The organism is Desulfuromonas sp. KJ2020 (assembly GCF_024197615.1).
In the GTDB taxonomy this organism is placed as follows: Bacteria; Desulfobacterota; Desulfuromonadia; order Desulfuromonadales; family SZUA-540; genus SZUA-540.
The window spans coordinates 1,273,554-1,294,092 of the sequence record NZ_JAKUKE010000003.1 but is presented as its reverse complement, the minus strand read 5'-3'; the positions used below and the strand labels follow the sequence as shown (position 1 = coordinate 1,294,092).

General features: G+C 55.6%; 18 protein-coding genes. 17 read left to right on the top strand and 1 reads right to left on the bottom strand.

Going from position 1 to position 20,539, the window contains the following annotated elements; translation table 11 throughout:
- Window positions 1-11: 11 nt before the first annotated feature.
- The 17 genes from MJO47_RS14395 to MJO47_RS14315 all read left to right on the top strand — a co-directional run bounded on the left by MJO47_RS14395 (window position 12) and on the right by MJO47_RS14315 (window position 19,349).
- A complete protein-coding gene (locus tag MJO47_RS14395) occupies window positions 12-866 on the top strand; it encodes a cytochrome c3 family protein (RefSeq protein ID WP_253961801.1) in 855 nt (284 codons plus the stop codon).
- Between the two features lie 35 nt (window positions 867-901).
- Window positions 902-2,995 (top strand): hypothetical protein, encoded by a 2,094-nt coding sequence (locus MJO47_RS14390; RefSeq protein ID WP_253961800.1) that lies wholly within the window; start codon window positions 902-904, stop codon window positions 2,993-2,995.
- Window positions 2,996-3,110: 115 nt separating this feature from the next.
- A complete protein-coding gene (locus tag MJO47_RS14385) occupies window positions 3,111-3,686 on the top strand; it encodes a penicillin-binding protein activator LpoB (protein ID WP_253961799.1) in 576 nt (191 codons plus the stop codon).
- A 38-nt stretch (window positions 3,687-3,724) separates the two neighbouring features.
- Window positions 3,725-5,209, top strand: coding sequence for a hypothetical protein (locus MJO47_RS14380; protein WP_253961798.1), 1,485 nt, complete (start codon window positions 3,725-3,727; stop codon window positions 5,207-5,209).
- Window positions 5,206-5,817: a hypothetical protein gene (locus MJO47_RS14375; RefSeq protein ID WP_253961797.1), complete on the top strand. Its 612-nt coding sequence runs from the start codon at window positions 5,206-5,208 to the stop codon at window positions 5,815-5,817. The genes MJO47_RS14380 and MJO47_RS14375 overlap by 4 nt, the downstream gene beginning before the upstream one ends.
- Window positions 5,808-7,454 (top strand): peptidylprolyl isomerase, encoded by a 1,647-nt coding sequence (locus MJO47_RS14370; protein ID WP_253961796.1) that lies wholly within the window; start codon window positions 5,808-5,810, stop codon window positions 7,452-7,454. Before MJO47_RS14375 ends, MJO47_RS14370 begins: the two co-directional genes overlap by 10 nt.
- Window positions 7,441-9,381, top strand: coding sequence for a cytochrome c3 family protein (locus MJO47_RS14365; RefSeq protein WP_253961795.1), 1,941 nt, complete (start codon window positions 7,441-7,443; stop codon window positions 9,379-9,381). Before MJO47_RS14370 ends, MJO47_RS14365 begins: the two co-directional genes overlap by 14 nt.
- Before the next feature lie 59 nt (window positions 9,382-9,440).
- Entirely contained in the window at window positions 9,441-10,559 is a 1,119-nt protein-coding gene (locus tag MJO47_RS14360) for a cytochrome c3 family protein (RefSeq protein ID WP_253961794.1), read from the top strand.
- A gap of 22 nt (window positions 10,560-10,581) precedes the next feature.
- Complete coding sequence (locus MJO47_RS14355; protein WP_253961793.1) at window positions 10,582-11,478, top strand: hypothetical protein; 897 nt, start codon at window positions 10,582-10,584, stop codon at window positions 11,476-11,478.
- Between the two features lie 58 nt (window positions 11,479-11,536).
- Window positions 11,537-12,625 (top strand): cytochrome c3 family protein, encoded by a 1,089-nt coding sequence (locus MJO47_RS14350; protein WP_253961792.1) that lies wholly within the window; start codon window positions 11,537-11,539, stop codon window positions 12,623-12,625.
- A gap of 3 nt (window positions 12,626-12,628) precedes the next feature.
- The gene (locus tag MJO47_RS14345; RefSeq protein ID WP_253961791.1) at window positions 12,629-13,855 is read left to right on the top strand and encodes a cytochrome c3 family protein; all 1,227 of its coding nucleotides are present in this window, start codon (window positions 12,629-12,631) and stop codon (window positions 13,853-13,855) included.
- Complete coding sequence (locus MJO47_RS14340) at window positions 13,852-15,297, top strand: YncE family protein (protein ID WP_253961790.1); 1,446 nt, start codon at window positions 13,852-13,854, stop codon at window positions 15,295-15,297. The genes MJO47_RS14345 and MJO47_RS14340 overlap by 4 nt, the downstream gene beginning before the upstream one ends.
- Before the next feature lie 12 nt (window positions 15,298-15,309).
- Window positions 15,310-16,530 (top strand): cytochrome c3 family protein, encoded by a 1,221-nt coding sequence (locus tag MJO47_RS14335; RefSeq protein ID WP_253961789.1) that lies wholly within the window; start codon window positions 15,310-15,312, stop codon window positions 16,528-16,530.
- 50 nt (window positions 16,531-16,580) lie between these two features.
- Window positions 16,581-17,126 (top strand): methyl-accepting chemotaxis protein, encoded by a 546-nt coding sequence (locus MJO47_RS14330; protein ID WP_253961788.1) that lies wholly within the window; start codon window positions 16,581-16,583, stop codon window positions 17,124-17,126.
- Window positions 17,127-17,498: 372 nt separating this feature from the next.
- Window positions 17,499-18,509, top strand: a complete 1,011-nt coding sequence (locus MJO47_RS14325) for a cytochrome c3 family protein (RefSeq protein ID WP_253961787.1) — start codon at window positions 17,499-17,501, stop codon at window positions 18,507-18,509.
- 407 nt (window positions 18,510-18,916) lie between these two features.
- Window positions 18,917-19,192, top strand: coding sequence for a hypothetical protein (locus MJO47_RS14320; protein ID WP_253961786.1), 276 nt, complete (start codon window positions 18,917-18,919; stop codon window positions 19,190-19,192).
- 19 nt (window positions 19,193-19,211) lie between these two features.
- Window positions 19,212-19,349, top strand: a complete 138-nt coding sequence (locus MJO47_RS14315; RefSeq protein ID WP_253961785.1) for a hypothetical protein — start codon at window positions 19,212-19,214, stop codon at window positions 19,347-19,349.
- 163 nt (window positions 19,350-19,512) lie between these two features.
- Here MJO47_RS14315 and hypE read toward each other — a convergent pair whose 3' ends face one another.
- On the bottom strand, window positions 19,513-20,532 hold the full coding sequence (hypE, locus tag MJO47_RS14310) for a hydrogenase expression/formation protein HypE (RefSeq protein WP_253961784.1): 1,020 nt from the start codon (window positions 20,530-20,532) through the stop codon (window positions 19,513-19,515).
- Window positions 20,533-20,539 lie beyond the last annotated feature (7 nt).

Here is a 20,539-nt window from a genome sequence, read left to right as displayed (position 1 = left end):
GGGGATCCAAAATGAAAAGCAGCAGACGTAATTTTCCCACCATCCTGGCTGTTCTGCTGACTGCAGCCATCACGATGTTCGCTGGTGGCGGACAACTGCACGCCGCCGACGGTGAGGCAGCCAATGTCTACCAGCAGCCGGTCAAGCCATTGACTACTCTTGACTGCGCCCAGTGTCACATGACGGTCTTTACGGATATCCGTGATAAAGGGGGTAAGCATCAGCTACATTGTGCGCAGTGTCATGAAACATTTCATACCTGGAAGCCCGGGCGCGATTGGCAGCAGGTCGTTCCCCAATGTGTTAATTGCCATGGCGAGGCGCACGGCCCCAACTTCAAGGCCTGCCTGCAATGCCACCTGAATGCCCACGCGCCCGTTGAAAGCCTTACCGACCTGAAGACGCTCGAGAAAAACTGCAACACCTGCCATGACAGCCAGGGGAAAGAGCTGACCCAGTTCAACAGCCTGCATACCGCGGTCAGTTGTGCGGAATGTCATCACACCCGCCACGGATACAAGCCGGCCTGCACCGAATGCCATCCCGCGCCGCACACCCCATTTGTGTCGAACCCGGATTGCTTGAGCTGTCATCCTGTCCATTCCCCGCGCCGGATTCATTACGGCACGGAGGTCAACAACGCAATCTGCGCCGACTGTCATGGGGCGGTGGCGGCGGTTCATCAAGCCAGTTCCCGCAAACATGCGGGTTTGAATTGCGTTGTCTGCCATGCCGACAGCCACGGCCATGTGCCCGAGTGCAGTACCTGTCATGGGGCGCCGCACAGTGAAGCCATGCTTCAGAAGTTTACCGGTTGTCAGGCCTGTCATGGTGACGCGCACTCTCTAACCTTGCCAGCGAATTGATTCTTCATCTTTAATGTGGTGATAAGGACCGGCTTTTGTTTAAAAAAATAGCCAAGATCCTTTTTATCGGTTTGGCTCTCTCCCCTTTTGGGGGAGGGGGCCAAAATCTTCTTTTCGCAGCTTCTCCCCTGGGGTTGTCGGGCACTTGGCAGTATGCGGACCAGGGAGGAGACCTTGATGTTCCCTGGTCATTCAACGAATACTACAACCTTGATTTCAGTAAAGAGCTTACGGAAGCCATGAATTTTGCGGGTTCGGCCCGCTACAACAATAACCGCAGGGAAGGTGGGGAGCGCAACAGCCTGTTGACGCCGACGGTGTCGGTTGACGTGTTTAACGATCTCTTCTCCGTGAACCTCAGTGCCGTAGAGACCTGGCAGGAATCTTCCGAGCGTTCGGATCGCGTAAGTCAGTCCTGGGACGCCAACGTCTTTACCCAGAACCAGAAATGGCCGCGGATTCGTCTCAACTATGGACAGACCCGCGCTTATGACGAAGAAAGGCCGCGCGAACTCGACCAGGAATCCTCCTATGTCGGAGCACGGTTTGATTATGACTGGTCTGGCCTGCGGGTTTTGTACGACTATCGACTGAACTCCAGCGAGGATATGACCACCGCGACAACCTCAGACACCTCCCGGCATTTCGGTCAGGTTCAGGGTAGCAGAACCCTCCTTGACGGACGACTTACCCTTTCAGGGGCTTACCAGGTTTCTTATGACAACAGCGACCGTGAAACGCGTGTTGGTATCGGCGGCGAAATCTTCATCCCGATCAACCGACTGACCTTGGAGGCCTATTCCGGCGCTGACGATACTCCCGGTTTGGGTACCTTGCCTCTGAACGACCAACTGATTGATGGCAATTTCATCGATTCGGCCGGGGTCGAGCTTCTCCAGTCCGGCCTGACGCAAAATATGGCGCTGCAAATGAGTTTCCAGCCCTTTAACCGCCTGCGCATCTATCTGGACAGGGAAATCTCGCTGACCGCCCAGACTCTGCTGTCGTGGAGCTTCTACACCAGCGACAATGGCTTGGACTGGATTCCGCTGGATCCGGGTACCTTGCTGGAGTACGACCTTGAAAACGGGCGATCCGTGCTAGAGGTCAACATCCCCACCGGAAATATCGAGGTGAGGTATTTCAAGGCGGTCTCGGAGCGAACGGCGGTGTCGACGGAGACGGTCAATGTCACCGAGTTGGAGGTGGGGGAGGCGAGGCAATCCACGGCGCCGGTTGAACGGTTTGAAAACCGCTTTGTCGATCGAAAAGCCAACGTTTCCCTGGCCTACCAACCTTCGAGTCAGTGGCGCTTCAATTACAATCTGCGTCACACCGACCGGGAGCTGGATCCAGGCCGTGACAGCACCGAACTCAATCAATCCGTGACCGCAAACTATATTCTGAACCGCTATTTTTCTACTCTTGTCGGTGTCAACCAGACCGACAGACGCAATGAAGCTGAAAGCAAAAGGGTGGGACGCTCCTATTCGATTTCGATGACTTCATCTCCCCTGGACAGTCTCGATGCATCGGCTGGATACACCCATACCGACAACTATGTGGGGTCGGTGAAGGAAAATCTGCAGGATTCGTTAAATGGCTATATTTCTGCCGTGATTTTTCCGGATCTGACCGCAAGGTTTTCCCTGAACTGGGATCGTAATCGAAATGAACTTGCTTCCACCGGAACGACGACAACGACCTGGCGCTACGACAGCACAGCCCGCTTTTCGCCACGCTTAACCGTTGATGTCACCTACACGCGAACCTCGACCCAGTACGATGGCGACCTTGGCGCCAATTCTGAAAACCAGGACACTTCCATCTTTGGCGGCAAGATCAATTATCGCCCGTCCGACATCCTTCTCCTGCTTTCGCAGGTAGATTATGAGGAAAACTCGGGTGATATCACCACCGCCGGCAGCGTCGCCTGGCGGACGACCCCAAAAATCCAGACGACGGGCAATGTGGTTCTCGGCTGGGAAGAACGGCAATACCAGACCTATGAACTACAAATTTTATGGTCTTTAAGCTCATACATTTCCCTGCGTGCGCTTTATGGGTACCTGAGAGATGAGGGAAACAATTCATGGAATACGGTAGCCAGCCTGAATCTTACCTTCTAGGGGTGTTTTGGAGCAGACGGTGTTTTTTTACAGCCCGAGGCATAGTCTTTGCTTAGAAAAATATAATCGTGGTGCTTGTGTTGGCGCGGTTTGAGGCTCACGTGAGGAGAGAAAAGTGCGACATTTTTTAATAAAAAGCAGGTTTTTTCTTTTTCTGGCTCTGTTGACCGCCGTGGGCTGCTCCACGACCAGGCACTCTTTTGTCGAGGAGAGCTTTGACCCTGGCTATGTCCAGATGGTGGCTGTTCTGCCGTTGGAAAATCATTCCGCCGAAAAATTTGCGGCGGAACGGCTTCGTGACGTTGTCACCACCGAACTTCTGGCCCGTCGCCTGTTTAAGGTGGTTGAGAAGGGCGATTTGCGGCGCTTTCTCCGGGAGGAGGTCGCCGAAGCGGAGACCGTCTCCCTGGATGCCTCCACCGCCAAGCGCATGGGAAAAGCGTTGAACGTTGATGCTTATCTGGCAGGTTCGGTTGATGATTACAGTGAACTGCGCAACGGGTCTTACAGTTATCCTCAGGTGGCGTTAACGCTGCGGCTGGTCGATGTGCAGACCGGTCGAATTATCTGGCAGGCCAGTGACTCCGCCCGGGGATACAGTACATTCGGCCGCATTTTCGGTTTTGCCAGCCCCAGCGTCAATGAAGTTAGTTATCGGTTGGTCAGGGATCTCTTGAAAAGCCTTCGTTGAAGGGGAGGCGTATGATCTTCTCCGGAAAATACAGGCCCATGCGGCAGCTGTTTCTGGCAATCCTGCTTGTTTTGATGGGCTGGGGTGAAGGTCAGGGCAGGATGGTAGCCGTACTCCCCTTTGATGACCTGAGTGCCGGCGGCAATGCCTTAAACCTGTCCTTTACCGCAGAGGTTCGTGAGGTTCTTCGCGAGCAGGGGCTTGAGATCGTTTCGCCGGAAAAAGTGAATAGTTTTCTGGCGGAAAACCGGTTGCGCGCTACGGGCTACATTGATTCCCTTCACGCCGTCAAATTAGGCATGGAAACGGGGTGTGACCTTATCGTTGTCGGCAGTGTTACCGAAAAAGGGTGTGAAAAGGAGGGCGCCGTTGGTTTCACCTACACCATCCTCGACGGAGTCACCGGCAAGCCCGTTTTTGGCGGAAGCGGGGCCATGAGCCTTGGCGGCTGCATCGGTGTTCTGGGGCTGCGTGAGCCCAACGGAATTGACGATATCAGGGCCACGCTGCTGCGCGAAAATCTGTTGGTAAATAAAAGCCTGACAGCGACTCGCACTTCACAACCCACCGAGTTGGTTCGCATCAACGGGGTCGCCCTGTCGAAGGATGTGGTCCAGGCGGGACAGCCTATCGAATGTCGGATGGTGGTGGATTTCTTACAAAAGTCCGCCACGCGCGTCTTCGCCCGAATCAATGACGAGGTCATCCCCTTTGCCGCAGAAGGCGATACCGGTTTTTACCGGGCCCTGTGGCCTGCGCCACCCGAAGAGGGGGACTACGATCTTTCTTTCGAAATGGTTTGGGATGAGACCGGCGAAGAATTGCGCCTGGGCCGATTGGCCCGGTTTCAGGTAATCAATACTCCGCCCCCGCTGAAAATCGACCTGAAAAACGTCCGTACTTTTAACCAGATCAGCGCCGTCAAGGATCAGGTCCTGATTGTGCCGTCTCTAGAAGACTCCCGTCTGTTGAGCCACTGGTCCATGGCCATTCTGAACGCCGATGGCGAGGAGGTCGCCAGAACCGGACAAGATGGCAATCTGCCGCCGCGGCTTATCTGGAAGGGAAAGGACAAAAGTAACCACTCCCTTTCGGATGGCGTCTACCAGATTGCGTTTGACGCCTGGGATTATGCCGGCAACCGCAGTCGTGTTCAACGCACAATTCTTCGCCAGAGCCAGGAGCTTTCCGTCAATCTGACAGCGATCGTCGACAACAACCTGCCCTATATGCATCTTGCCCCTGCGGCGGCGCAGGTTGTTCCCGTAGAATCCTGGTCGTTACGCGTGATGACCTCTGAGGGCGATACGCTCCTTCATCAAAAGGGCGATGCCCTGCCGGTCAAACTTCCCCTGCGGGACCCAGGCAAAATAAGTCACGTCCTCTGCGATTTGGAAGTGGTTGATATTCTAGGGAATCGGGTAACTCTGCATAATCAGCGCGTGACTCTGGAAAAACCGAAAGAGCCCGCCACGCGCGACAAAAAGTTCTCATCCTGGGCTTGGGTTGAAGGAAGTCCATGATCAAAGGGAGCCTGTCAAAACTGATTTTTGTTGGAATTTCCAGCCTGGCTCTAAGCGCCTGTTTGCCCGGAAGTGCGCCTGAGACGCACGAGGTGAGCGCTTTTTCGGGAAAGACGGTCTGCCGTATTGCGGTATTGCCCTTTCTCAATGAGAGTCGCGAAAAAGATGCCGGCGATCTCATGTACCGCGTCTTTTTGAACGAATTGACGGCGGCGGGCATCAGCGAGGTGGTTTCTGAAGGGGATGTCAGGCAGTTCATGACCCTCTTCCGGCAAATGCCGCAGGAAATTCATGCCACTTCAACGCCGCTGATGGCGCAAATGGCGGAACAATTAGGGGCCGATGCCATTGTGAGAGGGCGCATCGTCCAGTATGGCACCGAGTCAGTGGGACAGGATGCCCGCATACCTTTTGTTGCTCTGCAAGTGGAGATGGTGTCTGTGATGGATGGCGCCAGATTGTTCTCCACTTTTCACCGAAGAAGCGGAAACGATTATCGCAAAGCTCTGCATTTCGGCCTGGTCAGAACGAAAACGGGACTGTTTGTCAGGGTGGCCAGCGAAGTAATTGATGACTGGCGGTCGAAAGGAGAATTCTCTTGCCCATAAAGCGCCCTACCATAGTTCTTCTGCTTACTCTCTGTTTTGCTTTCAGCCCGGGGTTTTTCTCTGTCAGCTATGCCCTTTGGGGGTTTGGGGAGAAAGATCCCGTCCTGGTCTCGGTGAACGAGGATCAGCTGACGGCTGCAGATTTCAGACACTGGTGGACGGAGTGGCAGGAAGAAGGCATGCCCCTGCCAGAGCGCCCCGATGTCTTCATCGATTGGATTCTGCTCTGGCGCGAAGCGGAAAAGATGGAACTGTACGAAAAAGAGTCCTATCGGTACAAAATCGATGTTTTTCGTAAGGTTTGGTCTCTGATGCTGTTAAAGCAAGAGGAAATTGACAGCCAGATTGTCAACCCGCCTCGTGAAGACCTGTGGAAGGATTACCTGAACGACTACGCACCCCGCCTGAGTCTGCGCATGGTTCGGGTCGCCGATCCTGAAAAAGTGACGCCCATGCAGAGTGCCGTTGAGTCCGGCCATACCCTGGCAGAAGCCGCCGTCTTCGCTAAAGTGACCAACGTGGCAGATTTGATGGATAATTCGGGATTTCTTCGCCCTCAGCGTATTCCCGAACCCCTGCGACGGGCTGTTCGCCAATTGCCCCCGGGGCAGATAGCGGGTCCTGTGAATTGGGAAAACGCCTGGTACTTTTTGGAAGTGCTGGAAAGGGAGTCGGTTTCGGAAGAGGATTTTCAGAAGAACCGGGACACCTTGACGCGGAGCTGGCAGAAAAAAAAGAGTGCTGAATTGACGGCGGCGCTCGTAGAGAAAGCTAAAGTGAAATATGAGGTGTCCATCGACCAGGAAGTGGTTGAGGCTATCGGTTTCGAGCCCCTCGATGCCAAGTTGGCGGCTCAACCCGCTGTTTTCCTAGGTGATGAAGTTATCAGGGCGCAAGCCATTGCCGATCTGTTGGCCAAGGAGCGGACCACGAGGCCGAATGCGGATATGGCCACTCTGCGCCAAGGGGTTATCAACGATATGCTCGCCCAGACTCTCACCGGGCTGGAAGCCCTGGACCGGCATTATGAAACGAAACCGCCCTTTAGTCATACTTTTAAGTTTTACCAGCAGCACCGCTTGATCAAGGAACTTGAAAAGGAAATCTTCTGGCCGCAGATCAAAATCAGCGAAGAGGATATCCGACAAGCCTACCAGCAGAATATCGAACTCTATTCATCCGGGGGCATGGTGGAGTTGGCCCAGATTCAAACCCGGGAGAAAGACCTGGCTCGGCAACTGTCGGCACGACTTTCGGCCGGTGAAGACTTCTATGCGCTCATGCGTCCCCTCGCTCCCAGAGGTGTGCAGACGGAAAAAATACCCTTGAATCACCTGTCATCCCCCGTCCGAGAGATTGTGGCCGATATGGTCCAGGGAGAGACCCGCAGCTGGGAGACCCCCGAGGGCGAGACCCTTTTCATCAAGGTGGTCCGCCTCGATCTGCTGCCGTCCCTGCCTCTGGAGCAGGTGTCCGAAACAATTCGACAGACCTTGCGGCAGTCCCGTTATGAAAAGGTGCGCAGTCAGTATGTTGATATACTGAGAGAACGTTCGACCATTAAAGTCAATGAACGGGTCTGGAAAAATATACGCGAACAACTGGTCAAGGAAGCGGAACCCAATGCGACGTTTTGATTCTTTCTGGAAGATGGCGTTGCTTCTCGCTGCGGTCGGATTAGCTGCCTGCGCGCCGGCCGGACAGAAAGGGGCTTCCAAAGGGTGCCTCGATTGCCACCAGGAATACGCCAGCCGATTTGCCGAGGGGAACAAGCACCAACCTGTGGCCATGCAGGAGTGCGGCGCCTGCCATCGCAACCATGGACTGATCGGCGGCCTCTATCTAAAAAGGGAGGTGCCCGAACTCTGCTTCGACTGCCATGCCGAGATCAACCCGGCCCGGGCCAATTATACTTTTCCTCATCCTCCGACTGACTCGGGCCAATGTCTGGTCTGCCACGACCCCCACAACGCCAAACAACAAGCCCTGCTCAAAGACACGGAAGAAGCTCTCTGTCTGACCTGCCACGACGCCGCTGTTTTTGCCGGGCAGCATCGGCATGCGCCTTTGGCCAAGGGCTGCAAAACCTGCCACCAGGTGCATGGCAGTCAGGCACCTGATCTGCTGTCCCTCGATAAAGAGGCCCTCTGTGCTTCCTGCCATGACCTGCAGCGGCCAGTGCATCGAGAAAAGCACGGAGGCTATGCCATTGAAAGGGGCTGTACGGATTGCCACAGCGCACATACGTCTGACCGGGCGCCTCTTCTGAAGGCTTCCGTTCACAAGCCGGTGAAGGAGGGGACTTGTGGCGATTGCCATGATGGTGCCGATCTTGGCAGCGATGGACTGCCTGCCGCGGATAAAGAATCGTCCTGTTACAGCTGTCATGGTGATAAAGAGACTGAATTTTCCGCAGAAGATACCCATGCTGTCGTGCGTGAAGGACGCTGCCGGGCCTGCCATGCCCCTCATGCCAGCGATTCTACTTTCTTGGCGAGCCAGGATGAAAAAACCCTTTGCTTCGACTGTCATACCTTTAGGTTCAATGAAACCGGAGGTCAGCAGTCGCGCGGTATAAAAGGGCACAGCCCGGTAGCGGGAGGTGACTGCCTCAGCTGTCACTCCCCCCACCGGGGATCTGTCGGTCAAAACGCTCTTTTGGCCGCATCGCCTGACCGCTTGTGCAGTCAGTGCCATGACACGGGAACTTCCGTTCCGACCTATTCCCATCCCCCCATGCGCCAGGATGGCTGCCTGGCGTGCCATCAGCCCCATGAAAGTACGGAAGCCGGCCTGCTGGTCAAGCCGCAGCGCAGCCTCTGTGCCGACTGTCATGAAAGCGTACGTCAAGCCATGAACGACACGCATCTGCATCGGCCTTTCCTGACCGGCCGTTGCGACGCCTGCCATAATCCTCATGGCGGTGACAGGACGGCTTTTCTAAAAGGGGAGGGCGCCCAAACCTGTGCCCCCTGCCATCCGAAGCTGGAGGCGCAGCGGCGGAGTCCGGGGTGGCACGTGCCTTTCACCGCCGGACAGTGCCGCGCCTGTCACCAGCCGCATTCCAGCGGCCAGGCGTTTTTGCTGACAGGGGAGGTTTCCGCTGTCTGTCTGCAATGTCACCCCGGACAGCAGCCCGCTGCGGGTATGACGGATAAACATCAAAACTGCGCCAGCTGCCACGCCCCGCACGGCAACGAAGGCGATCACTTCCTGCTGAAGAGCCTTCCCGAGTTATGTCTTACCTGTCATAAGGTCGACCAATTTTGGGAGCAGGGTGCGGCGCATGCTCCCGCCGCAGCCGGTCAGTGCACAGTCTGTCATGATCCCCATTTCAGTCGCGTCGAGACCGCTTTTGATGCCAGGGAAACGTGCTTTGGCTGTCACAACCTCTCGCCAGCCGAGCTGACGAAATCCCACGGCGGCATGAGGCCTGGAGACCAAACCTGCCTCGAATGTCATGATCCGCACGGCGCCAGTAATACATCCCTTCTGCATCCCGTCGGCCACAAGCCTTTCATGGATGGAGACTGTGCCGCCTGTCATCAGGGAGGCGCGCCATGAAAAATAGCCTTGCTGCATTTTTGTTTTTCATCGGAATGGTTTTGGCCGGGTCTGGGACCATGGCAGCTGAAAGCGACGAATGCTACGGCTGTCATGACCGCCAGGCGTTCCAGGGCAGGGTCGTCCATGCACCCGTCAAGGAGGGGCGCTGCAGCCTGTGCCATTCCCCTCATGTCGCCAAGGAAAAGGCGCTGCTGCGGGCCACCGAGGCCGCGCTCTGTCTGCAGTGCCACCAGAAGGTCGGGCAAGCCGTGGCCCAAAGTGCCTATTCCCATGAGCCGGTGGCCCGGGGAAACTGTGTGACCTGCCACGCGCCCCATGCGTCCAGTCACCCGGTCCTGCTGGCAGGAAACCTGTCCGAAACCTGCTTTTCCTGCCATGAAGAGAGTCGGCGGGTCTATGCTGTTCCCCACAAGCCCTTCGCCGAAGGAAAATGTGACGGCTGCCACACGTCGCACGGAGCGGCGGATTCCCGTCTGGTCAAGGCGGCGGATCCTCTTTTATGCCTGGCCTGCCACCAGGACAGGGAGCGTCTGAAGTCCAGGCATCTTGGCCGCAATCCGGCGAATCTGGCTTGCCTGAAGTGCCACTCCCCCCATGGCGGCAGCCAAAAGACTCTTCTGAGGGCCAGACAGCACCAGCCCTTCGCCCAGGGCCAGTGTCGCCAGTGCCACGAGCAGCCTAACCGCCCCTCTCTCTGTCTGCAGTGTCACGCCGAGGTCCTGCCGAGTTTTCAGCACAGCCACTCCCATCTGGTTGGCCAGGCAGGCGCCAATATCTGTCTGAGCTGCCATGACGCCCATGCGGGAGATGCCGCCGGCATGCTGCCCGCAAACCAGTCAGGCCTATGCCGGTCCTGTCACGCCGATACGTTCAAACGTCGCGCCGGTATGCTGCACCGGCATCCTGAGTGGAATACCTGCTCTGACTGTCATCAGCTGCACGGCAGTGATCATACGGCGATGTTGAAAGGCGAGGTGGATGCAGTCTGCGGTCAGTGCCATGAAAAACACGTGAGCTTTACTCATCCTGTCGGAGAGAAAGCCCGAGATCCGCGCAATGACTTGCCCATGACCTGTATTACCTGCCACGATTCCAATGTCGGCACTCTCTTCAAGTATCATCTTCGTGGGGGTGGCGAGCGGGGACTTTGCATCGAATGTCACCAAAGTTATTGAGCGGACGGGCCGGAGAGATGCCATGATAGAACCTGAAAAAAACAAATTTCTGACGGCTTTGCTGGTTAGCCTCTTCTTTTTGTTTGCATCCGCCGCCCACGGAGCCCAGCCCTGGGAACTGGCCCGGTTGATGACCGGGGCAGACGGAACGACCCGTCTGGAGATGCCCCTTGAGTTGAGTTTCGATGCCGTCAACCACCGGTACTTTGTCGTTGATGGCCGGCATGGCGTATTGATGTCCTTTGATGAGGCGGGCGGGCGCCTGGCGGCTTTCAACGCCGGGGAGCAGATCCGCCAGCCCGTCGATCTATCGCTGATCGACGCGAATCGTCTGTGGGTCGTCGATCGCTCCCTGAACCAGCTGCTTTATATTGATGTGTCGGAAAAACAGGTCAGAGCTTTTTCCATCCGCCATCCGAACGGGGAGCCGGTCTTTGTCGATCGTCTTGATCGTGACCGCCAGGGCCGCCTGCTGGTTCTCGATCGTCTCTCGGGCGCCATCGCGATCCTTGACGACAACCTGCAGGTGACGCAGACCCTGGCAGGAGGTAAAGATTTCCAGGGGTTTTCTGATTTTAAGGTGAAAGACGACGGTATCTGGGCTCTCGACGGTTTGCAGCGAACGGTCTCCCATTTTGACGGCAAAGGCCGCCTGCAAAAGACCATTGCCCTCGCTGGTGAGCTTTCCTTCCCGGTGGCTATCGAGTTGGATGATTCGGGAACCCTCTATATTCTTGACCGCCATGCCGGCGATGTGCGCACTTTTGACGCGCAGGGGCGCTTCAAGACGGCTTTTCTGGTGAAAGGCAAAAGGGCAGGGCAACTCTGGTATCCTGCCGCCCTGGCTTTTGACTGGGCCGGGCGACTGTGCGTCGTAGATGAAGGCAACGCCCGGATTCAGGTCTATGAAAGAAAATAACCCGTGGCGGCGTGTGGGATAATAGACGCTGCCCATTCTTGGCCTATGGTGGATGTCGATGACTTTTTGGCCTAAACATTGGGGCGCATGGCTCGGGATGCTACTGGCCTTTGCCGCGGCAACAGAAGCAATTGCTGCCGTCACCGGTCCTTGCTCCGATTGCCATACCATGCATTATAGCCAGGACGGTGGGGTCCTGGGTGAATGGAGCGGGCCGGGGCCGCATCAGTCCTTGCTGACAACCACCTGTATCGGCTGCCATACCGGCAGCAACAGAGGCGGCGATACGCCTTTCGTATTTTCCGTCTCAGCCCCCCTGTATGACAGCTATGGTATTGAGGTGGGCACCGATACCCTGGCAGGTGGCAACTTTTACTGGGTGACGCAGGCCGGCGGCGACAACCGGGGTCACAATGTGGCTGGTCTGGCGGCCGCCGATCCAGGGTTTTCCCTTCCTCCCGGGTTTGAGGGAGGCAGGATGGCTGAAGATGGCAGTATCCCAGGCGGCGGCGTATGGCCGGCGGGACAGCAGGTCACCTGTGCCGGGGTGTACGGCTGCCACGGCAGCCACGCCGAAAACATTCCTACGCTGGCGATCAAGGGGGGGCATCATAAAGGCCAGTCCGGTCATATTATCCCTGCAGAGCCTTTTGCCGCGGAGAGCGGTTACCGGATGCTGGTCGGGGTGGCCGGCTACGAGGATCCCGCCTGGGAATATCAGCCCACCTCGACCCGGCACAACCAGTACAAGGGTGTTGATTCCCCGGAAGTCTTGACCGATCTGTCGACCATCGGTTCGATGTGCGCCCGCTGTCATGGGCAGTATCACGACGGCAGCGGCAATGTTGGCAGCCGTTCCCCTTGGGTTCGACATCCGACGGATTACGACATGGGCAACACAGCAGCGGCTTCCGAATACCGCGATTATGGCGGCAGCGGTGTCAATGCCTACCAGGTCGGTGTTCCCTTGGCCTCCGTCGACGTGTCTTTGGTGCGCACCTCAGTGTCCTTTGCAGACGATACCATCGTCACCTGCCTCTCTTGCCACCGTGCTCACGGGTCGCCCTGGTACCGGTCCCTGCGCTGGGACTACGTTGGCAATCCCATGGGGGGAGGCTGTGCGGTCTGTCACACCAGTAAGGATTGATTCATGACAACACACCGTTTGGCAGATAAAAAACGGAGGACAAACCGCCACCATTCTTACGCGGGCCCGCTGGTCTTATGCGTGGTGACGACCTGTGCCTGGCTCGCCATGTCTGCCTTCTCGGTCTTTGCCGGTCCCTACGCCGACTCGGCGCACGGCAACTCGCCCGATGGTGTCTCGGGCTACGGAGCCAAGCGCGTCACCAGCCCTCACAACGAGACCTATGCCCGAGGCAATTGCGGCCACTGCCACGAGCAGCACCTTGGCACCGAGGAATTTCTACTTTTTGCGCCCAACAATCCGCCGACGGCCAGTCAGAATCTCTGCTTTGACTGTCACAGTAATGCTTCGCTCAACGACGGTACTCTCATCAACGCCAATTACAGTGCCACCTTCGGTGGGGCTGTTCCTACCCATACCAGTATTGAAAGCGTTTTTTCTTCCATAAGCCCCAATGCGTCCATCCATGATCTCAATGTTGTTTCCACACAGATACAGAGCTATTGGGGCGATACTTTCGGCCTCAATTCGAACCCCTGTGCGGGGTGCCATAATCCCCACCTGGCCCAAAAAAACAATAATCCCGCCCCATACAATGCCAGTGCGCCTCCTAAAACGGCCATTTCCCTGCCTGGCGACCACAACAGTTTATGGGGAGACACTTACACCGAAACCATGAAACAGTACGCTCAAAATCAGGGTGGCGAATACCGTACTCCTTTTGCCGTCGGGGCCAATCCCGCCTTGACGTCCACCTTGCATGAGCCCGACCTGGTCAGTCGTCCTGTCACCAGCGAGGAAGTCAAGGGCGCGACGACACCCGATTACGCGACCTTCTGCCTGGCCTGTCATCAATACACCATGGGAACGATTAGAGCCATCGCCTGGGATTTAGATTCTCACGGCCCCGTGAACGGGATTACCTACAAAAACGGGCGCGGCGTTCGTATTGCACCCTACACTTCGGATGGTACAACCTCAGGAACGGACATTTCCTATGGAACGGGTGGCGTCAACTTTATTCTGTCCTGCCTGGACTGCCATGAACCGCACGGCTCGGAAAACAGGTCGATGCTACGCACCACGGTCAATGGCAAGACGGGCATTCAGATTACCGTGACCGGCGAGTGGTACGCATTCTGTACGGCCTGCCATGCCTCGGATACCCATAAGACCTCGGGGGCATGCAACACTAACGGTTGTCATACCCATGGAAGTAGCAGATTTTGAAATCTTTGCCCGGTGAAATGATGAAGTGTTCTCCCAAAACAGGACTTTTTTTAGGTCTGCTGGTCAGCCTCTGTCTCGGTGGCGGCTGTCACCCGAATTTGGTCCCGATCGGGACGCAGCCTGTAGTGGCGGGTCCCGACCAGGCTCTGGTCACCCTTTACCTGGAAACTGTCGGCACCGGCCCAGCCAATCTCTCCCTGGTTATCGGCGATGTTGAGGTTCTTCAGGAAGGAGTCTGGCTGCCGGTCATTTCCGGTCCTGTCGAAATCAAGCTGACACAGGATCGGGCGCGACAGACGCTGCTGGGGCTTGGCGCACTCCCTGCCGGTCGCCACGAGCAGTTCCGTTTCCGCCTCCATGAGGTCAGGGAGGGCCGCAGAGTTCTGCCCCTGGCGGTCGAGCAAAGCCATGTCCTGCTGAATGACGGTACCGGTATCACCCTGGACGAAGGAGATAGCCGTTGTCTTTTCCTGCAATGGCAGCTGGATGACTACCAGGACAGTCAGGAACGCTTTGTTCCTCGCTTCAGTCTCAAGGCACAGACGGAACCTTTGACCAGCGAACTGCTCTACGTCCTCTGTGATGACATCAATACGCTTTACCTGATTCGTTCTGATCGGAATTTTGTCATTTATTCGCTGGCATTGGAAGGGCCGGTCAGTGACCTCCGCCTCGACAAGGAAAAACAGCTTCTCTATATCCTCAGCCGCGGAGCCAGGTCCCTGCTGGTTTTCGACTGCCAGCGCAACCGTCTCATTGATCGTGTGGCACTGCCCGCGACCGTCGATCCACGCTACCTGGCTCTTTCTACGGATGGAGCCTTCGCCTTTGTCTCCGATGCGGCCACGGACAAGATCGTCAAGATTGATCTGGCCAGCGGACAACTGGTGCAACAGGCCAGTGTCGGTTATCAGCCGGGGCGCCTGCTCTATTTTGATGAGGGCAGCCAGGGGAGGGTCGCGGTCAGTTCTCCCGGCTCTCAGCAGGTTTTTGTCCTCGATGCCTCCTCCCTTACGGTGGTTTCCAGCTTTTCCACCGGCTTTCACCCGGAAGGGTTGCTCTTGGTCGACGATGTTCTCTATGTCTGCGACCGCGGCAGCCAGACGGTCACGGCCTGGTCCTTACGAACCCGCACCGTGCAGAGCCATATCCCGGTCGGGCGCGAGCCGGTGTCCCTGGCCGGTGACGGAGGGGATAAAATCTATGTGGCCAATTATGGAGAGCAGGTTCTTTCCGTAATCACGCGGGGGCAGCATATGTCACTGCGTCAGATACCCGTCGGTAAAGGCCCTTATTCCTTTGCCTATCTGGCCCACCGAAACGCACTGTACGTCGCAAATCGCGGCTCCAGAACGGTTATGGCTTTGGATGTCGCAAGTGAACGGTCCTTTGCCACCATCCCTCTGGGTGGGGAACCCCTGTTTCTGGCGGTACAAGATTAAGGTGCTGCAGCTATGACGTTTTTCCTTTCCACGCGACGGTCATGGATTACAGGTTGGATCCTCAAAGACCTCGTTTTTTTTCCGGTCGTTCTGGCGCTGGGTGTCTTCTTTTGGTGGGGCGGGCTTGGTCCGGTTTGGGGCGCAGAAGGCGAGGCCCCCTGTCTTGACTGTCATCAGGCGGCCTGGGAAAAAGACCTTGAAAAATTTTACGTCCATGCACCCTTTCGGGAAAAGAGTTGCAGGCGTTGCCATGTTGTCGGCTCTTATAAGGAATCGCAAACCTCCGCGCTGGCTCCACCACAGTCAGCCATTGAGTGGTTTAGGCGTAATCAAGTTCCTGCCCGCGAACATTGGTTCACTTTTGCACCGGGCCTCGTTTCTGACCCTCTCTGGCTCGAAATAAGGGGTGGAAACCAGCGCCAAAATTTGCAGCCTGTGCGCCTTCCCCCCTTAGCGAGGCTGCCAGAACTGGCCGACGACGGCAGGCCGCCGCAAATCAGCCGCGTTGAGGTTGAAGAGGTCAGCCTGGGCGTTTTTGTATCGGTGCACATTTCTTGGGAAACCGATGAGTTTGCCGACTCCTCTGTGCTTTTCGGGGTGGGGAAATTAACTGAAAAGTCTTCCAGCGATTTTAACCTGCGAAAAGATCATGAGATGATTCTGTCCGGACTGAAGAAGGGGAAAGAATACCGCTTCTCCGCTGTTTCAGAAGATGTTTTCGGCAACCGAGCTGTCTCAGCGCCCTTGACCTTCTCCACACACCGTGATCTTCTCGCCAAGGAAAATCCTTCAGACCCATACCTGCCGGATTCAGACAATCCGGACCTGACCCAGCGCTTGCGCCGTGCTGGAGATCAATACCTTCTGGAGGTCTCCGCCCGCTATCCTGTCGTCGTTTCCTTGGGTAAAAATTCCGGAAACCGAAATGGACCGCATCGCCTGGCCCAAGTGCCCGTATCTCTCAACGACTCCCCTCATCCCCCCATGCAGGGTGAAGAGGTTCTCAATATCCATATCTGCTTCGAGTGCCACCAGAATATTAACGAGGCGATGTCTCATCCCGTCAATATCCTGCCGCCGAAGGGGATGATCATTCCGCCTGAATATCCGCTACTTGCCGATGGGCGAATGACCTGCATGTCCTGCCACCGCCGGCACGGGTCCGATCTCCCTTTCCGTATGATCAAATCGTCTCGCAAGGAACTGTGTATCGGTTGCCACGTCAATTACTGAAGGCCGCGCATGAACCGTTTATTTTGTCTATTAAACGAGGGAAAAAGACCATGACTCAGGAATTTAAAAGGAAAAAATTGAATCTCCAGATTGAGCGCGAGTTCCAGATCTGGCTGCTGGTGCGTATTGTCGGGGTCATTGTGCTCTGCTCGGTGGTCGCTGGCCTCATTTTGTTTTTATACGCCCGCCAGGAAACCGCCGCCTCCTTTTATCAGGCTCACATCAAGATCCGTCGCGTGAGCGACCTGCTGCTTCCCGTTGTGGCCGCGGGTTCGCTGGTCAGCCTGGCCAGCGGTGTCCTTCTGGCTCTTTTTCTGCCTCAGAAAATTGCTGGCCCGATATATCGGATCGAAAAAGACCTGGAGCAGTTTCAGCATGGCGACCTGACCGTCACTATTCGTCTGCGGCAAGGGGACACCCTGCAAGACTTCTCTCAAAACCTCAATAACATGGTCATTTCCATCCGTGAGAGGGTACGGGTTGTCAAGGAAGATCATGCGGTCTTGAAGAGGTTGGCGGCGGAATTGGATGACTCGCGGCTTGATGAGGCGGTAAACAAGCAGGAACATAGTCTGCGCCAGTTGAAAACCGACTAGGAGAAAGGCTTGTGGTTCCGCTGGCAAAAATAAGGTTTCCCGGCAATAAATCCAGGTAGTGAGGTGATTGGGCTATGGTGAAATGCCCCATTGGTATGAGTGGGTTGGGGCATATCCCCCAGCCTAAATCCTTTGGGAGGCATTGAATTGGGGCAAATAGGATATTTTGAAGATTAAAATTTGTAAGTAATTGAAATTTAATGTTTTTTATGTTGGTTCTAACCTGCTGTTTTTGTTGTGTTTTTGGCACTTTTTGTGCAGAAGCAACATAATGAAACAGAGTGTGAAAAGATCGTAGCGCCACCTGCCAGGCGTTGATCTTGTCTGTGTCGTAATCGGGAATCACACTGACCTAACTACAGGAGGTGCCAATTGAAAAAAATCGTGAAAATTGTACTGCTGGCCGGGGGGTTATCGTTTGTTGCTGCCGGCACCGCTTTTGCCGTCTCTGGCGCGTGTGTTAACTGCCACACCATGCACCAGACTGATGGCTCAGGTAACGTCATGTCCGGAGCTTCCACTGCGTTACTCAATAAGGCTGATTGCTATGCCTGCCACAGCGGAGCCTCCGGTGGAGCGCCTAAAGTTGATAAGCAGACGAATATCTCTGCCGGTGGCAGTTTTTACTGGGTGGATCTGGGCGATGATAGCCTAGGTCATAACGTGGCCTATCTGACCAACAACAGCGATGACACGTTGACCTCTCCGCCGGGTTTTGGCAGTGGCGAAGTGGCTCCAGACGGTTCAACGCCTTTCGGCGGTACTTATACAGATCAACCCTTGACCTGTGCCGGCACCACCGGGTGTCACGGGACCCATTCCATCGCCAGTGACATGGCCGCGCTGCAGGGCGCTCACCATAGTAATGCTGCCGGCGCCCTGGACGCTGCCACGGCTGCCCTTCCTGGTGATAGCTATCGCTTTCTTAAGGGGGTCAAGGGATATGAGGATCCCGAATATGAGACGGGAACCGGGCACAACCGCTATTATGGTGTTGATGGGGGTGGCGACAACCAGACCATCAGCGCGCTTTGCGCCCGCTGTCACGGTCAGTTCCATGGCGATACAGAGACCTATGCCAATGGCTGGATTCGCCATCCGACCGATCTGGATCTCTCCTCCGCATTCGGCAGCGAATACACAGTAACAGCCTATAACAAGACCGTTCCTCTTGGCTCAAGCGTGGTTGCAGCCAGTGATGTTGTCGTCAGCACAGCAACGGATGATTACGAAGTGGTCACCTGTCTTTCCTGCCATAGGGCCCATGGCTCTGATCAGCCAGATCTGCTGCGTTGGGTGTATAGCGACATGGTCGCTGGAACTGAGACTGCCGCCGCTGGAACCGGCTGTTTCTACTGCCATACGACCAAAGACGGCATCTGATTTAGGGAAAGTTACAGATTGATGTTTGATTTGCAGGCCGAACCTTTCAGGTTCGGCCTGCAGCCTTTTAAAATGGGGTGCGCGTTTTTTGGGGGGAAGGAGGCTTCTGGTATGATGAGGGCTAAAAGGGCTCGTTGACCTGGCTGAACCTTTTTTGGGATAAAACCAGTGTGGGGAAAACCCGTAATTCAGGTAGGTGATTTACCCTAGTCAAAATTTGGTGTGTAGCTTGACTATGAAATAAATTTCATTTAAAATACCTCTAAATCCTTGATTTATAGAAATAAAAAAAACGGATAAGAAGTAGTTAAGGTTTTGGCATTGAATATGCTAAAGTCTTTGTTGAGTGAATAGATTGGTTTTTTGCATGTATCTGTCTTGGTTCAACCTTTTGACGGAGGATGGCTATGGGCGGTTTTGCTCAGGAAGAACATTCACGGGCCATACACCTGATGGCCGAGGCACGCAAGATTTTGTTTCATGAGTTGCACTGCCCCGGGGGTCTGTGTCGTGAACTCATTGAAGGGGTGGACAAGTTGGGTCTTTCCTTTGAGTTTGCGGAAAATCCCGACGAACCCATTGTTCTGTGTCCCCAGTGTGAGTGTCTTTACTGGGAAGAGACCACAGAGGGAAAGCGGAGATGTCTAAGCTGCGATCACGAGTGGAACGATACCTCCGGGTAGGCGTGGTGGAGAAATGAATATGCCACAATCTGATGTTAAAAAAGCCCTCGACCTGCTCAAAGAGGCTTATGACATTCTTAAAAAAACGGAGAACCAAAACCTGAAAAAATCTGCTGACTATCTCAAGCAATCCATCGAGTGGATCAAGCAGGTTTGAGCTGAAAAATCAGGGCAACATGTGACTGTCACGTTTTAGTCGATAAACTTAAAAATTAACATAGAATAATAAACATATGGCCCTTCCCCCTTTTCCTACCCCTCTCCTCTCTTTTCGGTATCCAAAACGCTGAACCTGAAAAATGCCTTCGACATCTGCGCTATCAACAGATGCGGGGCAACTGTTCACCGGTCAGCATGTCAACGGAGCGCAGTCCCCCGATGGCTGTTCGCAAGGTCACGCGCCCTGAAATACTGTGGTGAACCTCGCCGATGGAGCAGGCCTGCTGGCCAAGGGGATGTTTCTGCATGGCCTCTAAAACGGCGGCCGCTTTATCTGCGGCGACCACGCAAAGTACCTTGCCTTCGTTGGCGACGTAAAGAGGATCCAGTCCGAGCAGTCGGCATATGCCGAGAACTTCCCGGCGGCAGGGCAGGTGTTTTTCATGGAGCGTTATTTCGACCTGCGATTGCAGAGCGATCTCCTTCAGCGTGGTGGCGACACCGCCTCGCGTCGGGTCGCGAAGCACATGAACAGCTTCTCCTCCGGCGGCGAGAATGTCGGCGACCAGGCCGTGCAGGGGAGCGCAGTCGCTGCAGATATCTGCCTCCATTTCAAGGCCTTCCCGGCTAGAGAGAATGGCCATGCCGTGATCGCCGATAGGGCCATTGATGAGGATTTTATCGCCGGGTCTGGCCAGGCTGCCGCCAAGAGTCAGGCCGTGCTCGACAATGCCGATGCCGGCGGTGTTGATGAAAAGGCGATCCGCTTTCCCTCGGGGTACGACTTTCGTATCACCCGTCACAATGGCGATCTCGGCGATTTCCGCAGCTTTGCGCATGGATTGCAGGATGCGCTTCAGGTCGGCGAGGGGTAGGCCTTCTTCCAGAATAAGGCCGACGCTGATGGCGAGGGGGCGGGCGCCGCTCATGGCCAGGTCGTTGACCGTGCCGTTGATGGCCAGGTCACCGATGTTGCCACCTGGAAAGAAGAGGGGGTCGACCACGTAGGAATCGGTGGTAAAGGCCAGCCGCCCATCGCCTTGGGGGATAGCCAGGACTGCGGCGTCGTTCTGGTCTTTTAAGGCCGTGCCTGAGAGGGTGGGGATGATGAGGTCGTCAAGGAGTTGATGGCTGAGCTTGCCGCCGCTACCATGGCCGAGAAGGATGATGTCGTTCTGCATGAAAGGC

Excerpts from the sequence above, each read along its gene's own strand:
- MJO47_RS14395 (WP_253961801.1), top strand. The coding sequence starts at position 12 with ATGAAAAGCAGCAGACGTAATTTTCCCACCATCCTGGCTGTTCTGCTG.
- MJO47_RS14380 (WP_253961798.1), top strand. The coding sequence starts at position 3,725 with ATGCGGCAGCTGTTTCTGGCAATCCTGCTTGTTTTGATGGGCTGGGGT.
- MJO47_RS14375 (WP_253961797.1), top strand. The coding sequence starts at position 5,206 with ATGATCAAAGGGAGCCTGTCAAAACTGATTTTTGTTGGAATTTCCAGC.
- MJO47_RS14365 (WP_253961795.1), top strand. The coding sequence starts at position 7,441 with ATGCGACGTTTTGATTCTTTCTGGAAGATGGCGTTGCTTCTCGCTGCG.
- MJO47_RS14360 (WP_253961794.1), top strand. The coding sequence starts at position 9,441 with ATGGCAGCTGAAAGCGACGAATGCTACGGCTGTCATGACCGCCAGGCG.
- MJO47_RS14355 (WP_253961793.1), top strand. The coding sequence starts at position 10,582 with ATGATAGAACCTGAAAAAAACAAATTTCTGACGGCTTTGCTGGTTAGC.
- MJO47_RS14350 (WP_253961792.1), top strand. The coding sequence starts at position 11,537 with ATGACTTTTTGGCCTAAACATTGGGGCGCATGGCTCGGGATGCTACTG.
- MJO47_RS14345 (WP_253961791.1), top strand. The coding sequence starts at position 12,629 with ATGACAACACACCGTTTGGCAGATAAAAAACGGAGGACAAACCGCCAC.
- MJO47_RS14335 (WP_253961789.1), top strand. The coding sequence starts at position 15,310 with ATGACGTTTTTCCTTTCCACGCGACGGTCATGGATTACAGGTTGGATC.
- MJO47_RS14330 (WP_253961788.1), top strand. The coding sequence starts at position 16,581 with ATGACTCAGGAATTTAAAAGGAAAAAATTGAATCTCCAGATTGAGCGC.
- MJO47_RS14320 (WP_253961786.1), top strand. The coding sequence starts at position 18,917 with ATGGGCGGTTTTGCTCAGGAAGAACATTCACGGGCCATACACCTGATG.
- MJO47_RS14315 (WP_253961785.1), top strand. The coding sequence starts at position 19,212 with ATGCCACAATCTGATGTTAAAAAAGCCCTCGACCTGCTCAAAGAGGCT.
- hypE (WP_253961784.1), bottom strand. The coding sequence starts at position 20,532 with ATGCAGAACGACATCATCCTTCTCGGCCATGGTAGCGGCGGCAAGCTC.